Raw genomic sequence first — 12,869 nt, 5'->3', positions numbered from 1 at the left:
TGCAGATCACGAGGATGCCCCATGACCTATGAAATCCTTAACCCCGTCTTCAACCAGCTGATCATCGGCCATGCCAAGCTTGAGCGGCTTTACACCGGCACGCGCTGGGCTGAGGGGCCGGTCTATGTTCCCGCCGCGAAAAGCCTGCTGTGGTCCGATATTCCGAATGACCGGTTGATGCGCTTTGACGAGACGGATGGCTCGGTCAGCGTTTTTGAATCCCCCTGCGGCCATCAGAACGGACATACCCTGGATCATCAGGGCCGGGTTGTCGCCTGCGAACATAGCGGGCGGCGCGTCTCCCGGCTGGAGCATGATGGACGCTGGACGACGCTGGCCGACAGTTTTGAGGGCAAGCGCCTCAATTCCCCCAATGACGTCGTGGTCAAGCGTGACGGCAGCATCTGGTTCACCGACCCGACCTACGGCATCGATTCGGAATATGAGGGCCATGCTGCGAAATCCGAAATCGGCGCGTCCAATGTCTATCGGATCGATGGCGATACGGGTGAGATCACGAAGGTCCTCGATGACTTGGTGCGGCCGAACGGGATCGCCTTCTCGCCCGAGGAAGACCTCCTCTATGTCGCCGATACCGGCCAGACCCATGACCCGAGCTGCACCCCCAAGATCGTCGCCTATCATGTGGCACCCGATGGACGCAGCGTGAACCGCAAAAGTGTCTTCTCAACGCTCGACCGTGGGCTCTACGACGGTTTTCGTATCGACCGCGACGGCAATGTCTGGACATCGGCCGATGATGCGGTCGCAATCTATGCCTATGACGGCACCTTGATCGGCCGCATTCCGGTGGGCGAGACAGTAGCAAACCTCACCTTCGGCGGGCCGAAGCGCAACCGTCTGTACATCACGGCGCAGACCTCGCTCTACGCCATCTATGTCAATGCCCATCCCTACGGCTTCTGAACCGGCGGTCGCGGTGACGGAGGCGGAGGAGGCACGCCTGCCTCCCCGCGCCGCGCCGAAGATGACCGATGTCGCGAAACGGGCCGGCGTTTCCGCCATGACGGTATCGCGCGCGCTCAAGGCGGACGGTGCTGTCTCCGACACGACGCGCCTGCGCATCCTCAAGGCGGTGGAGGAGCTAGGTTATGTGCTGGACCAGACGGCCGGCACACTCTCCTCCAAACGCTCCGGTTTTGTCGCGGCGCTCATCCCCTCGCTCAACAACTCCAATTTCTCCGATACCGCGCGGGGCATGGAACTGGCTTTGGAACAAAGCGGCCTGCAGCTGCTGCTGGGCGCTACCGACTACGTGGCAGACAAGGAGGAGCGGCTGGTCCAAGCCATGCTGCGGCGCCGGCCGGAAGGGATCATCGTCACGGGCGGCGACCATTCCCCGAAACTGCGGCGGCTTTTGCAGGGCGCGGGCGTGCCGGTGGTGGAAACCTGGGACCTGCCCGATGACCCGATCGAGCATGTCGTGGGCTTCTCCAATCACGCGGCCATGCGGGCGCTGGTGCATCGTCTGTATGAACGCGGCTATCGCGAGATCGGGTTTTTGGGCGGCGCCAGCCTGCGCGATACGCGTGGCAGCGCGCGGCGGGCCGGTTATGAGGCCGCGATCGCTGAACTGGGCCTGCCGCAGGGCCGCACCATTGCCTTTGGCGAAGCGCCGATCAGCATGGATCATGGCAGCGCAGCACTGACGCAGATGATGACACAATGGCCGGGTGTGGACGCCGTGGCCTGCGTCTCTGACCTGTCTGCTTTCGGGGCATTGACGGAATGCCAGCGCCGCGGCTGGGCGGTGCCGGGCAGGATCGCCATAGCGGGCTTCGGTGATTTCGAGGTCGCGCGCTGCTGTCATCCCCGCATGACCACGGTCTCCGTCGATCCCATGGGCATCGGCCGCAGCGCGGGTGGCTTACTGTGGCGCGCGATCGAGGCGGCGCGCGCCGGCCTTCGCCTGCCGCCGGAGCGGCGTCTCATCCGCTATGAGATCATCGAGCGGGAAACGACGTGAGCGGCCGTGCCGAGGCGGTCGGATGAAATGGGCGCCATGACTAATAGCTTTGACCATGAGTTATCGGAGGCTTATTCTAAACTCGTGATCATTGAGTGAGGCGTGTCGCGAAAACGATTAACGTTGTCGAGGCCCAAGCGCATTTTTCTTCCGTGTTGACGGAAGTGGAGGCGGGCGAGGAGATCGCCGTGACTCGGAATGGAAAGATCGTGGCGCGGCTGGTGCCGGATCGTCCCTGTGTGGCTGCAGACGCTTTTCGCGATCTTTGGGCTGAAGACGATATCCATCTCGATGCGCCACTCGACAGGCCGGCCGAGGCAGTGGCCACGTTGGACGATTGAGGCTTGTCCTCTCTCTATCTTTTGGACAGCAACATTCTTATCGCCGCGATGAATGGGCATCCGGCGGTTCGTCAGCGTCTGGAAGCCTTGCCGCTGACCAGCCTGCGTTTGTCGGCTATTGTCCTGGGCGAGTTGGAGTTTGGTGTCGAAAAAAGTGCTCAGAGCCAGCGTAATCGCACGCGGCTCGCTACTATCGCCCAAAGATTGCCTTTGGTCGGCATCGATGCAGAAACCACACGCCGCTATGGGCAGATTCGCTGGCATTTGGAGCGGCAGGGCAAGCCAATCGGCGCAAATGACACCTGGATTGCAGCTCAGGCATTGGCGATCGAGGCGACGCTTGTCACAGACAACCAGCGAGAGTTTAGCCGCATCCCTGCTTTGCCGCTTGAAAACTGGCTCGTCATGGAATGGACACCGCCCCAAAGTTAAACCTCTGACAGGCTCCGATCCTTCTCCCTGCCCCCTATAGCCACTTCGCTGGGACCTCCTACATAGTCGAGGCTAACCTCTACCGCAGAGAGATCCAGCCTCTTGCCTCAGCCGCCCGCCTATCCGGTTTCGGACCATTTTGACGGTACGATCTTCTTCAACCCGCCTGCCATGGCGGCGGAGGGGCATATTCCCCCGGTCGAGATGCCGCCTGAGGCTCATCCCGGCCGCCGGCCCCGCAAGCGCGGCGGATTGATCAGCATTTTGAAGTGGCGCTTCCGTGAGGATCGGCAGCCCTGGCCGCAACTGCCGCCGGACCCGCCGCCCAGTGGCGACCCGCACCGTCTGCCGCCGCCGGGCGCCGCCTCCGTCACCTTCATCGGCCATAGCAGCTTCCTCATCCGCCTGCCGAACCTGACCATTCTGACCGATCCGGTCTTCAGCGAGCGCTGCTCGCCCGTCTCCTGGGCGGGGCCAAAGCGCGCGCGGCCGCCCGGCCGGCGGTTCCATGATCTGCCTAAAATCGATCTGCTGCTGCTCTCCCACAACCATTACGACCATATGGATTTCCCCAGCCTGCGGGCGATCCGGCGGCGGGATGATCCGGCCGTCATCACGCCGCTGGGCAATGCCCGTCATCTCGCCAAGGTCGGGCTGCACCGCGTGATGGAGCTGGATTGGTGGGGTGCCACGCGCCTGGCCGACGGCACAGGCGTCACGGTCACGCCCGCCCGCCATTTTTCCGCCCGCAGCCTCTGGGATCGCGGACATAGCCTGTGGGGCGGCTTCATGGTCACGGTCGGACAGCATCGCCTGTTCTTTGCCGGCGATTCCGGCCATGGCACCCATTGGGCGGATATCGGCGCCCGCCTCGGCTCGCCTGATCTCGCCCTTATTCCGATCGGCGCCTATGAGCCGCGGCACATCATGGCGGCGGTCCATGTCAATCCGGCCGAGGCGGTCGCGGCCCATGTCGCGATGGGCGCGCGGCAATCCATCGGCATGCATTTCGGCACCTTCAAACTCACGGATGAGGCGATTGACGCGCCACCGACGCAGATGGCAGCGGCACGGGCGAAAGCGGGGCTGCCGGACAATACCTTCGTCACCCTCGGCTTCGGCGAGACCCGGCTCTTCTCCCTCTAGCGATACAAAATCGCTGGAGTGACTGGCGGTGCTGGTCTCCCTCGGGCAAGCTCTCACGCGACGCTATTCAGGAGATCCGGGCATGGAAGAGGCAACTGATATCGCGGCCTATGTGCGCGCCGCCGCCAGTGTGCAGGGGCTGGGGCTGGACGAGGCGGAACTCGCCCGCGTCACCGCCGCCTTCGCACTCGTGGCCCGCTTCGCGGAGCCCGTGCTGTCCTGGCCGGTCGAGGTCACGGTCGAACCCGCGCCCGTCTTCCAGCCCTGAGGCGCGGGGCATGTCCATCATCACCCAATCCGCCGTTCAAATCGCGCGGGAAATCAAAAGCGGCGCGATCTCAGCGACCGAGGTCGCAACGGCGACGCTGGCCCGTGCCCGCGCGCTGAACCCTAAGGTCAATGCTTTCACGGCTATCACCGAGGCGCGGGCCTTGGCCGATGCGGCCGCCGTCGATGCCGCGATTGCGCGCGGCGAAGCGGTCGGGCCGCTGGCCGGCGTGCCCTACGCGGTCAAGAACCTGTTCAACATCGAAGGAGTGACGACGCTCGCGGGTTCCACGATCGAGGCGGATAATGCGCCTGCTTCCGCCGACTGTTTTGCGGTCGCGCAGCTGAAAGCCGCGGGCGGCGTCTGCATCGGCGCGCTGAACATGGACGAATACGCCTACGGCTTCACGACCGAGAACACCCATTACGGCCCGTCGCGCAATCCGCATGACCTCGGGCGGAGTGCCGGCGGCTCCTCCGGCGGCTCGGGTGCTGCGGTCGCCGCCGGTCTGGTGCCGCTGACGCTCGGGACCGACACCAACGGCTCCATCCGCGTGCCGGCCAGCGTCAACGGCATTTTCGGCCTGAAACCGACCTATGGCCGCCTGTCCCGCGCGGGTTCCATCGCCTTCGTGCCCAGCCTGGATCATATCGGCCCCTTCGCCCGCAGCGTCGCCGACCTCGCCATCGCCTATGACGTGATGCAGGGGCGGGACGCGGCGGATGCCGGCCAGACGCCGCGCCCGGTCGAGCCTGCGCTGCCGGGTCTGGGTGGTGACATCGCTGGGCTGCGCTTCGGCCGCCTCGGCGGCTATTTCGATGCGCCGCTGAGCGACGCGGCGCGTCATGCGGTCGCGACCGTCAGCGCGGCCCTGAAGGCGGCAACCGTCGCTGCGCCCGAGATCACGGCGGCCGGCCGCTCCGCCGCCTTCGTCATTACGGGCGTGGAAGGGGCCGGGCAGCACCGCGCCCATCTGCGTCATCGTCGGGCGGATATGGAGCCGCTGTCGCGCGACCGGCTGCTCGCCGGCGCGCTGATCCCCGCCGAATGGTATTTGCAGGCGCAGAAAGTCCGCGCTTTGTGGCGGGCCGAAATGGCAGCGCTCTTCGCCGATTATGACGTGCTGATCGCGCCGGCGACGGCCGTGCCAGCGCAGCCGATCGGCCAGGACATGCTGACGGTCGATGGGCTCACCATGCCGCTGCGCCCCGCCTTTGGTCTCTTCACCCAGCCGATCACCTGCATCGGTCTGCCTGTGCTGGCCGTCCCGCTGCAGAATGCCGAAGGCGCCCTTCCGATCGGCGTGCAGCTGATCGCGGCGCCCTGGCGGGAAGATCTGCTCATCCGTGCGGCTGCCGTGCTGGAAGCGATGGGCATCTGCCAGGCGCCCATCGCGCCCGCTTTCCAGGACTGAGGACAGACATCATGGAGATCAACAAGCCGGGGCCGCTGGCCGAACTGACGGCGGCGTTCCAGCGCTATGAGGTCGCCCTCGTCGCCAATGACGTCGATACCCTGACCGAACTCTTCTGGGAGAGCGCCCACACCATCCGCTATGGTGGCGGGGAAAATCTCTATGGCGCGGCGGAGATTGCCGCCTTCCGCCAGGGCCGTGGCACGGGGGATCTGGACCGTGATCTGGCGCGCACGGTGGTGACGACCTTTGGCGAGGATTTCGGCACCGCGAGCACGCTCTTCCGCCGCCGGTCAACCGGCAAAACGGGCCGGCAGATGCAGACCTGGGTGAAGCTCGACGGCCATTGGCGGATCGCGGCCGCGCATGTTTCGATACTGGACTTTCCGTTTCCCGAAGCAGAGCCGAGCGCATGACGAAGGTGTCTCAATGATTGGTGTTGACTGGGGCACGAGCAGCTTTCGCGCCTATCGTATCGGGCCGAACGGCCAGGTGCTGGATAAGGCGTCCGCCCATTCCGGCATCATGTTCGTGGAGAATGGGCGCTTCGGGGACGTGCTGCGCCGCACGATCCAGCCCTGGGTGAACGGCGGTGAACGCCGCGTCCTGCTCTCAGGCATGATCGGCAGCCGGCAGGGCTGGGTGGAAGCGCCTTACGCCAAATGCCCGGCCGGGGCCGCCGATCTTGCCTCTGCCACCATCCCCGTCACCTATGACGGCGCCGAGGTCCGCATCATTCCCGGCGTGACCAGCGAAGAAAGCGGTGTGCCCGAGGTGATGCGCGGCGAGGAGACGCAGATCATCGGCGCCCTGGCTGAATTCGGCGATAGCGGTGTCGCCTGCATGCCGGGCAGCCACTCCAAATGGGTGCGGATCGAAGGCGGTCGCATCACGGGCTTTTCCACCTATATGACAGGCGAGGGTTTCGCGGCGCTCAGCGGCCATACCATTCTTGGCCGCATGATGAAGGTCGATGCCCCGGCAGACCCCGACGCGCTGCGCCAGGGCTTGGCCCGCAGCGCGGATGCGGGCGGCCTGCTGCGCCATCTGTTCGGTGTGCGTACATTGGGTTTGTTCGGCCGGCTTTCGGAAACCGCGGCCGCGTCCTATCTCTCGGGACTGCTGCTGGGCCATGAAGTCCGGGCGGCGCTGGCGGCCCATGAAAACGCGGGCCCTGTCGTGTTGATCGGCGATCCCAAACTCTGCGGCCTCTATGCCGATGCGATTGCCTTCTGCGGCGGCCAGGCTCGCAATCTGACCTATGAGGCGGCGCCGGCCGGGCTGTTCCGCATCGGGCAGGACGTCCCCTGGGCCGCCTGACACAAGGATGAGTCTGATGAAGCAATGGTTTGAGAAATGCCCGTTGATCGCCATCCTGCGCGGTGTGCGCTCGGATGAGGTGTTGGGCATCGCCGCGGCACTCGAAGCCGCCGGCGTCGTGATCGTGGAAGTGCCGCTGAACTCCCCGCAGCCGCTGGAAAGCATCCGGCTGCTTGCCGAGCATTTCGGCGACCGCATGCTGGTCGGCGCCGGCACGGTGATGACGCCCGCTCAGGTGCATGAGATCGCGGCCGTCGGCGGCAAGGTCATCGTGACGCCGCATGCCGATCCAGAACTGGTGCGCACGGCGAAAAGCCTGGGGCTGCTGGCCGCACCCGGCTTTTTCACCCCCGCCGAGGCCTTCAGCCTGCTCAAAGCAGGCGCGGACGCCATCAAGCTGTTCCCGGCGGAAGCCGCCAACCCGGCCGCGCTGAAGGGCATTCGGGCCATCCTGCCGCCGGGCACTCTGGTCGTGCCGGTGGGCGGCATCACGCCTGAGAATATCCCCGAATGGATGGCGGCGGGCGCGGCCGGTTTCGGCATCGCCTCGTCCATCTACAAGCCGGGCGACACGGCTGAGGTCGTCGGCCGCAAGGCGGCGGCGCTGGTCGCCGCCCTCAGCAAGGCTGCGTGATCAGCAGGCCCTGCAGGCGTCCAGAAGCCAGGAGCGGAAGGCAGCGATCACTGGCCTTGCTGCGGCCTGGCGACCGATGATCAGCCGATAAGCGCGTTCCGTGCGCAGGGCGGTTCTGGTCATCGGCACCAGGCTGCCGGCGGCGATATGCCGCGCCAGCAAAGGCTGCCAGCTAAGGGCGGCGCCCTGGCCCAACATCGCCGCCTCCACCGCCAGTGGATAGGTATTGAGGTGCAGCACCGGCGCCCGCGCGGGCCGTGCCGCTAGCCCTGACAGGGCAAACCATTCCGTCCAGGTCATCCAGCGGTCAGGCTCCGGCGCATCAAGCTCCAGCAGCGGCAGCCGCGCCCAGTCCAGGCTGCCATCCGCGCGCTGATGGCGGGCGAGAAAGCCTGGTGCGCAGACCGGCACGACCTCCTCCCGAAACAAAATCTCTCCACCCAGGCTCACCGGGCCGAAGGCGATGGTGACATCGCTCTCCGGCATGGCACCGCGCGGCGCCTGCTGCCCGGTCATCAGCCGTACCTCGACCCCCGGCAGGCGGCACTCAGCGCCTCCAGCCGCGGCATCAGCCAGAAGGTCGCGAAACCAAAATCAGTTGCGATGGTCAGTGCCGGCGCGCGGCCATCGCGGCACAACTCCGCCAGCACCGTCTCGATCAGATCGAAGCCGCGGGCCAGCGCCGTCTGCAGCCTGATGCCGGCCTCCGTCAGCGCCACGCCGCGATGCAGGCGGCGGAACAGGGGCTGGCCGATGAACCGCTCGAGCCCCGCCACACGCTGGCTGACCGCTGCCTGGCTTTGACCGAGCTGCCGCGCTGCGAGGCTGAAATTCTCGGCACGCGCCGCCGCCTCGAAGGCGAGAAGGGCGGGCAGGGGCGGCAGATTTCGAAGCTTTGCCATAAGTCAGTCTGATAGCACCATAAGACCGCCGCGGCTTCACGCTTTCGCCGCAAAGGACGCATAATGCAAGGCGTAACGAGAGGAAGCCTTGTGAGCCAGCGGCCGAATATTCTTATTCTCATGGCAGATCAGATGACCGCGGGGGCGCTGTCCGCCTACGGCAATCGAGTCTCCAAGACGCCCCATCTGGACCGTCTGGCGGCCGAAGGCGTGGTCTTTGACGCCGCTTATTGCAACAGCCCGCTTTGCGCGCCGTCGCGTGCCATTCTGATGAGCGGCCGTCTGCCGTCTTCGACCGGCGCTTATGACAATGCGGTGGAATTTCCGTCCCAATCGCCGACCTTCGCCCATTACCTGCGCGCTGCCGGTTATCGCACCATCCTAGCCGGCAAGATGCATTTCTGTGGGCCCGACCAGCTGCATGGGTTCGAGGAGCGGCTGACGACCGACATCTACCCCGCCGATTTCGGCTGGACGCCGGATTGGACGAGGCCGGATGAGCGGCTGGACTGGTACCACACCATGGACAGTGTTACCCAGGCCGGCCGTTGCGTGCGCACCAATCAGATGGATTTCGACGAGGAAGTGGGCTTCGCGGCACGCCAGAAGATTTATGACATGGCGCGCGACCGCGACGACCGGCCGTTTTGCATGATCGTTTCCATGACGCATCCGCACGATCCCTTCACCATGGCCGACCCCTATTGGTCGCGCTACGCGGAGGATGAGATCGATATGCCGCGCGTGAGTGCGGCGGCATCCGACGATGACCCGCATGCCGCGCGACTCCGCCATGTCTGCGGACAGGATCTGCAGGAGATCACCCAGGCGAAGGTACGGGATGCACGTCACGCCTATTACGCCGCCTGCTCCTATTTCGACGATCATGTCGGTGGGATCATGGGTGCTCTGCGCGAAAGCGCGCTGGCCGATAATACCATCGTCATCGTTATCGCCGATCATGGCGAGATGCTGGGCGAGCGGGGGCTGTGGTTCAAAATGAACTTCTACGAAGGTGCGGCGCGTATCCCGTTGATCATGCATGCGCCGGGCCGTTTTCAGCCGCATCGTGTGGCGGCGCCTGTATCCCTGGTCGATATCCTGCCGACGCTCGCCGCCATTGCGGGGGATGGGCAGGAACCCGATTACGCGACCGAGCATGACGGCCGCAATCTGCTCCCCTATGCGCTGGGCGCAGACAATGAAGGGGAAGTGATTGGCGAATACTGTGCTGAAGGAGTGATCGCTCCCATGGTCATGATACGGCGCGGATCTCTGAAATATATCCACTGCCCGACAGATTTGGACCGGCTGTATGACCTCGCGGCGGACCCGGAGGAGCTGGACAATATCGCGGCCCACAGCCCGGAGGATGAGCGGCTGCAGGCCATGCAGGCGGAATGCGCCCGGCGCTGGGACCTGTCCCACCTGCACGCCCAGGTTCTGGCCAGCCAGAAGCGGCGTCATCTGGTGTCGCGAGCCCTGCAGCAAGGACAGCAGACATCATGGGATTTCCAGCCTGTGCGGGACGCCAGCCAGCTCTATATGCGCAATCACATGAAACTGGACGATCTGGAAGCGATGGCGCGGTTTCCGCGCGTAGCGCCGGCCGGGCCGGGCGAGGGAGGCTAGGATGGCGCAATCGACGGAGCCAGAGGGCGGCGCAGGCTTTAAGGCGGGTGGTATCCTCATCGCGCTGGCGCTGAGCCTCGCCCTCATTCTGCTATTCGGCTTGATGTCCCACGTGCATTTCTGAGCCTGGCCGTATCGTCTGCCGCTTGATTTCGCTCCCGAATCTTGGGATGCTGATCACATTGTTTTGTGATGGCAATGTAATTGGCGGTGATGGTTATGAAATCAAAACTGGTCGCGCTGGTTGTCGGCGCCATGACGACGCTTGCTGCGTTACCCGCGCTGCCGGGGCGTGCCGAGGCCGCAGGTCCGCCCCTTTTCGTTCATGTTGAGGGACTTGATCCGCCCGGCTATTTGCCGCTGTCTGCGGCTGGCTGCCCTGCTCCGGGTGCGGACGGGATGCCCCAGGACCGCAATCCCGGCATTTCCTGGTCGGCCGGCCCCAAAGGCACGGAATATTATGCGCTGATCATGGCTGATATGGTGCGCGGGCCCATCGTTCCGGCGCAGACAGGCTCGTCGCCGGCGCATAATCCGCCCAAGCATGTTTTTGTTCACTGGCTGCTCGCCAATATTCCCGTTGGCACCACTGCGATAGCAGCGGGGGCGGATAGCAACAGTTTCACGCCCGGCGGCAAGCCGGCGACGCCCGCCCCCGTGGGCCTGCGTGGCCAGAACAACTATGCACAGGTCTATGCGCATCATCCGGGTTTTCAGGGCCCCTGGGCGGGCTATGACGGACCTTGCCCGTCGCGGCATAAAAGCGTGACTAAGGGCTATGCCGTTATCGTCGTCGCTGTGGATCAGGCCTTGCCACTATCGCCCGGCTTTACCTGGCCCCAACTGGTCGCGACCTTCGGTGGCCATGTCCTCGCCGTCGGTGAGGCCACGGTGAAATTTTCCTTCGGTGTCAGCCGCTGACGCTTTCGGGGTGTCAGCCGCTGACGCTTTCGGGGTGTTATGCCGCCGGCCGCAGCCGGTAATGCGTCACACCCCATTCGGCACCGCCGGCATGGCCGAATAGGCCGGCGGTCGCCAAAAAGAACAGCCGCCAGCGGCGTTCCCACATGGCGACGGCATCCCCATAGACAGGCGTGAGGACGCTGCGGATGACGCCGCGATGCGCATCGAAATTGCGCAGCCAATCCTCAGCCGTGCGCTTGTAATGCAGCCCGCTCCACTGCCATTCCTCGGCGACAGTGAAGAGATCGGGAAACTGGTGCATCAGCCCCCGGCTCGGCATGATGCCGCCGGTAAAAAAGTGCTGCGCGATCCAATCGGCCTCGTCGCCGCTGTTGAAACGGTAGGGTGCGCTGCGATGGGTAAAGATGTGGATCATCGCCATCCCCGCCGGCCGCAGCCACCCGCGCATGCGGGCCAGAAGCGGTCGCCAATTCGCCATATGCTCGAACATCTCAACCGATACGATCCGGTCGAATTGGCTGTCGGCGTCGAAATCATTCATGTCGGCGGTGATCACGCGGATATTGGTGAGGCCGCGTCGGGCGGCTTCAGCTTCGATATGGGCGCGTTGGGACTGTGAATTGGAGACCGCGGTGATCCGCGCCGCCGGATACTGCTCGCCCATGAAGAGGGTAAGCGAGCCCCAGCCGCAGCCGAGTTCCAGAATATCCTGCCCGTCCGCCAGCCCGGCATGGGCCGCGGTCGCGCTCAAGGCCAGGATCTCCGCCTCACCCAGCGTCTCGGAGCCATCCGTATACAGGCAGCACGAATATTTGCGGCGGGGTCCCAGCACCGTGCCGAAGAAAGCCGCCGGCACTTCGTAATGCTGGGCATTGGCGGCGTCGGTATGCTGCGCGATCGGGAAGGCGGCCATTGCGGCCGCGAATGACACATCAGGCTCAGGTTCGCGCGCCAGCTTGCGCCGTGTCTGCTCCACCATCATGCCGATGCCGGCGCGGGTAAACAGGTCGGGGATCGGAAAGCGTTCGGCTGTCGCGGCGGCGATCGTCGCAAGCGAAGTCATCGTGTGGCTCTCTTTGGCGGCAGCGGGACAAATTTGGAGACGCGGCGTTGATAATCCCGAAAGGCTTCGCCGCGGGATTTCAGCATATGCTCCTCGGTCGGGGGAATGCCTGAGGCATGAACCAGGACCAGATACATCACGATCGGACCGAGCCAGGCGAGGACGCCCCAGAACCAGACGAAGCCGCTGATCGCAAACAGGGCATAGGCGACCCAAATCAGCCACTCGAAGAAGTAATTGGGATGGCGGGACCAGCCCCATAGCCCTATTTCGCAGATCTTGCCCTTGTTCGCCGGATTGGACGCGAAACGCGCGACCTCACGGTCAGCCACGGCTTCGCCGATGATGGACCCCGCAGCGACCAGCATCGCGATGATATCGAGCACGCCCAGACCGGGCGCCGGATTGCGGCCGGCCAGCATGATGAACAGAGCGAGGATGAAGACGCTGACCGCCTGCAGCTGCAGAAAGGCGGGCATTTTCCATACGTAGGCGGCGCCCCAGCTTTCCTTCAGTTTGGCATAGCGGGGGTCGTCGCGGCCGCGTAGCGCGCGCGACAGCAGATGAAGCCCCAATCGCAGCGCCCAGATCGCAACGATGATCGCGACGACGATCTGGCGGTCGGTCAGCGGTCCCTGGCCTGGCAGCGGCCAAAGGATGAGGGCTATCCCGGCGATACCGGTGCCAAAGGTCCAGGCGACGTCGACCCAGGTGCTATTCCCGCTGGCTTGCTGCACGCGCCAGGCAAGCAGCATCAGCAGACAGCAGCAGAGCAAGGTCACAAACAGAAGAAGCGCCATGCTGAC

17 protein-coding genes and 1 pseudogene are annotated in these 12,869 nt (G+C 64.7%); 14 read left to right on the top strand and 4 right to left on the bottom strand.

All coding sequences use genetic code 11. The annotated features are described in order from the left end of the window. Window positions 1-21 precede the first annotated feature (21 nt). From AC3G7M_RS15785 to AC3G7M_RS15735, 11 genes and pseudogenes are all read left to right on the top strand, one after another. Window positions 22-927: an SMP-30/gluconolactonase/LRE family protein gene (locus AC3G7M_RS15785; RefSeq protein WP_489213081.1), complete on the top strand. Its 906-nt coding sequence runs from the start codon at window positions 22-24 to the stop codon at window positions 925-927. A gap of 13 nt (window positions 928-940) precedes the next feature. Beyond that, window positions 941-1,987 (top strand): LacI family DNA-binding transcriptional regulator, encoded by a 1,047-nt coding sequence (locus AC3G7M_RS15780; protein WP_489213080.1) that lies wholly within the window; start codon window positions 941-943, stop codon window positions 1,985-1,987. 95 nt (window positions 1,988-2,082) lie between these two features. Next, window positions 2,083-2,166 (top strand): annotated as a pseudogene (locus AC3G7M_RS15775) (hypothetical protein); the annotation flags it as partial. A 9-nt stretch (window positions 2,167-2,175) separates the two neighbouring features. Beyond that, window positions 2,176-2,328 (top strand): hypothetical protein, encoded by a 153-nt coding sequence (locus tag AC3G7M_RS15770; RefSeq protein WP_489216135.1) that lies wholly within the window; start codon window positions 2,176-2,178, stop codon window positions 2,326-2,328. Window positions 2,329-2,331: 3 nt separating this feature from the next. Beyond that, window positions 2,332-2,760 carry a type II toxin-antitoxin system VapC family toxin gene (locus AC3G7M_RS15765; protein WP_489213079.1) on the top strand — a complete coding sequence of 143 codons (429 nt, stop codon included), beginning with the start codon at window positions 2,332-2,334 and terminating at the stop codon, window positions 2,758-2,760. Between the two features lie 102 nt (window positions 2,761-2,862). Beyond that, entirely contained in the window at window positions 2,863-3,906 is a 1,044-nt protein-coding gene (locus AC3G7M_RS15760; RefSeq protein WP_489213078.1) for an MBL fold metallo-hydrolase, read from the top strand. A gap of 82 nt (window positions 3,907-3,988) precedes the next feature. Beyond that, window positions 3,989-4,174 (top strand): DUF4089 domain-containing protein, encoded by a 186-nt coding sequence (locus tag AC3G7M_RS15755; RefSeq protein WP_489213077.1) that lies wholly within the window; start codon window positions 3,989-3,991, stop codon window positions 4,172-4,174. Between the two features lie 10 nt (window positions 4,175-4,184). Next, window positions 4,185-5,588 carry an AtzE family amidohydrolase gene (locus AC3G7M_RS15750; RefSeq protein ID WP_489213076.1) on the top strand — a complete coding sequence of 468 codons (1,404 nt, stop codon included), beginning with the start codon at window positions 4,185-4,187 and terminating at the stop codon, window positions 5,586-5,588. 11 nt (window positions 5,589-5,599) lie between these two features. Then, the gene (gene hpxZ, locus AC3G7M_RS15745) at window positions 5,600-6,004 is read left to right on the top strand and encodes an oxalurate catabolism protein HpxZ (protein ID WP_489213075.1); all 405 of its coding nucleotides are present in this window, start codon (window positions 5,600-5,602) and stop codon (window positions 6,002-6,004) included. A 13-nt stretch (window positions 6,005-6,017) separates the two neighbouring features. Further along, the gene (locus AC3G7M_RS15740) at window positions 6,018-6,908 is read left to right on the top strand and encodes a 2-dehydro-3-deoxygalactonokinase (RefSeq protein WP_489213074.1); all 891 of its coding nucleotides are present in this window, start codon (window positions 6,018-6,020) and stop codon (window positions 6,906-6,908) included. Window positions 6,909-6,924: 16 nt separating this feature from the next. Further along, window positions 6,925-7,542 (top strand): 2-dehydro-3-deoxy-6-phosphogalactonate aldolase, encoded by a 618-nt coding sequence (locus tag AC3G7M_RS15735; protein WP_489213073.1) that lies wholly within the window; start codon window positions 6,925-6,927, stop codon window positions 7,540-7,542. Here the strand turns inward: AC3G7M_RS15735 and AC3G7M_RS15730 are convergent, their stop codons facing one another. After that, on the bottom strand, window positions 7,543-8,058 hold the full coding sequence (locus tag AC3G7M_RS15730; protein WP_489213072.1) for a LysR substrate-binding domain-containing protein: 516 nt from the start codon (window positions 8,056-8,058) through the stop codon (window positions 7,543-7,545). Then, window positions 8,058-8,444: a LysR family transcriptional regulator gene (locus AC3G7M_RS15725; RefSeq protein ID WP_489213071.1), complete on the bottom strand. Its 387-nt coding sequence runs from the start codon at window positions 8,442-8,444 to the stop codon at window positions 8,058-8,060. Before AC3G7M_RS15725 ends, AC3G7M_RS15730 begins: the two co-directional genes overlap by 1 nt. A gap of 90 nt (window positions 8,445-8,534) precedes the next feature. On the opposite strand from AC3G7M_RS15725, the gene betC reads away from it, so the two are divergent. From betC to AC3G7M_RS15710, 3 genes are all read left to right on the top strand, one after another. Beyond that, window positions 8,535-10,076, top strand: a complete 1,542-nt coding sequence (betC, locus tag AC3G7M_RS15720) for a choline-sulfatase (RefSeq protein ID WP_489213070.1) — start codon at window positions 8,535-8,537, stop codon at window positions 10,074-10,076. A gap of 1 nt (window position 10,077) precedes the next feature. After that, window positions 10,078-10,200 carry a hypothetical protein gene (locus AC3G7M_RS15715; RefSeq protein WP_489213069.1) on the top strand — a complete coding sequence of 41 codons (123 nt, stop codon included), beginning with the start codon at window positions 10,078-10,080 and terminating at the stop codon, window positions 10,198-10,200. Between the two features lie 95 nt (window positions 10,201-10,295). Beyond that, window positions 10,296-10,997, top strand: a complete 702-nt coding sequence (locus AC3G7M_RS15710; protein ID WP_489213068.1) for a YbhB/YbcL family Raf kinase inhibitor-like protein — start codon at window positions 10,296-10,298, stop codon at window positions 10,995-10,997. Between the two features lie 37 nt (window positions 10,998-11,034). On the opposite strand, the gene AC3G7M_RS15705 is transcribed toward AC3G7M_RS15710, so the two are convergent. Both AC3G7M_RS15705 and AC3G7M_RS15700 read right to left on the bottom strand, forming a co-directional pair. Next, on the bottom strand, window positions 11,035-12,063 hold the full coding sequence (locus AC3G7M_RS15705; RefSeq protein ID WP_489213067.1) for an SAM-dependent methyltransferase: 1,029 nt from the start codon (window positions 12,061-12,063) through the stop codon (window positions 11,035-11,037). Continuing rightward, entirely contained in the window at window positions 12,060-12,863 is an 804-nt protein-coding gene (locus tag AC3G7M_RS15700; RefSeq protein ID WP_489213066.1) for a DUF1295 domain-containing protein, read from the bottom strand. Before AC3G7M_RS15700 ends, AC3G7M_RS15705 begins: the two co-directional genes overlap by 4 nt. Between the last annotated feature and the right edge of the window lie 6 nt (window positions 12,864-12,869).

It is taken from the genome of Acidisoma sibiricum (assembly GCF_057837225.1).
Note: the sequence above shows the minus strand (reverse complement) of the source record. Positions and strands in the feature narration are given on the sequence as shown.

Coding starts and splice junctions, on each gene's coding strand:
- AC3G7M_RS15785 (WP_489213081.1), top strand. CDS start 22: ATGACCTATGAAATCCTTAACCCCGTCTTCAACCAGCTGATCATCGGC.
- AC3G7M_RS15755 (WP_489213077.1), top strand. CDS start 3,989: ATGGAAGAGGCAACTGATATCGCGGCCTATGTGCGCGCCGCCGCCAGT.
- AC3G7M_RS15750 (WP_489213076.1), top strand. CDS start 4,185: ATGTCCATCATCACCCAATCCGCCGTTCAAATCGCGCGGGAAATCAAA.
- hpxZ (WP_489213075.1), top strand. CDS start 5,600: ATGGAGATCAACAAGCCGGGGCCGCTGGCCGAACTGACGGCGGCGTTC.
- AC3G7M_RS15740 (WP_489213074.1), top strand. CDS start 6,018: ATGATTGGTGTTGACTGGGGCACGAGCAGCTTTCGCGCCTATCGTATC.
- AC3G7M_RS15735 (WP_489213073.1), top strand. CDS start 6,925: ATGAAGCAATGGTTTGAGAAATGCCCGTTGATCGCCATCCTGCGCGGT.
- AC3G7M_RS15730 (WP_489213072.1), bottom strand. CDS start 8,058: ATGACCGGGCAGCAGGCGCCGCGCGGTGCCATGCCGGAGAGCGATGTC.
- AC3G7M_RS15725 (WP_489213071.1), bottom strand. CDS start 8,444: ATGGCAAAGCTTCGAAATCTGCCGCCCCTGCCCGCCCTTCTCGCCTTC.
- AC3G7M_RS15715 (WP_489213069.1), top strand. CDS start 10,078: ATGGCGCAATCGACGGAGCCAGAGGGCGGCGCAGGCTTTAAGGCGGGT.
- AC3G7M_RS15710 (WP_489213068.1), top strand. CDS start 10,296: ATGAAATCAAAACTGGTCGCGCTGGTTGTCGGCGCCATGACGACGCTT.
- AC3G7M_RS15705 (WP_489213067.1), bottom strand. CDS start 12,063: ATGACTTCGCTTGCGACGATCGCCGCCGCGACAGCCGAACGCTTTCCG.
- AC3G7M_RS15700 (WP_489213066.1), bottom strand. CDS start 12,863: ATGGCGCTTCTTCTGTTTGTGACCTTGCTCTGCTGCTGTCTGCTGATG.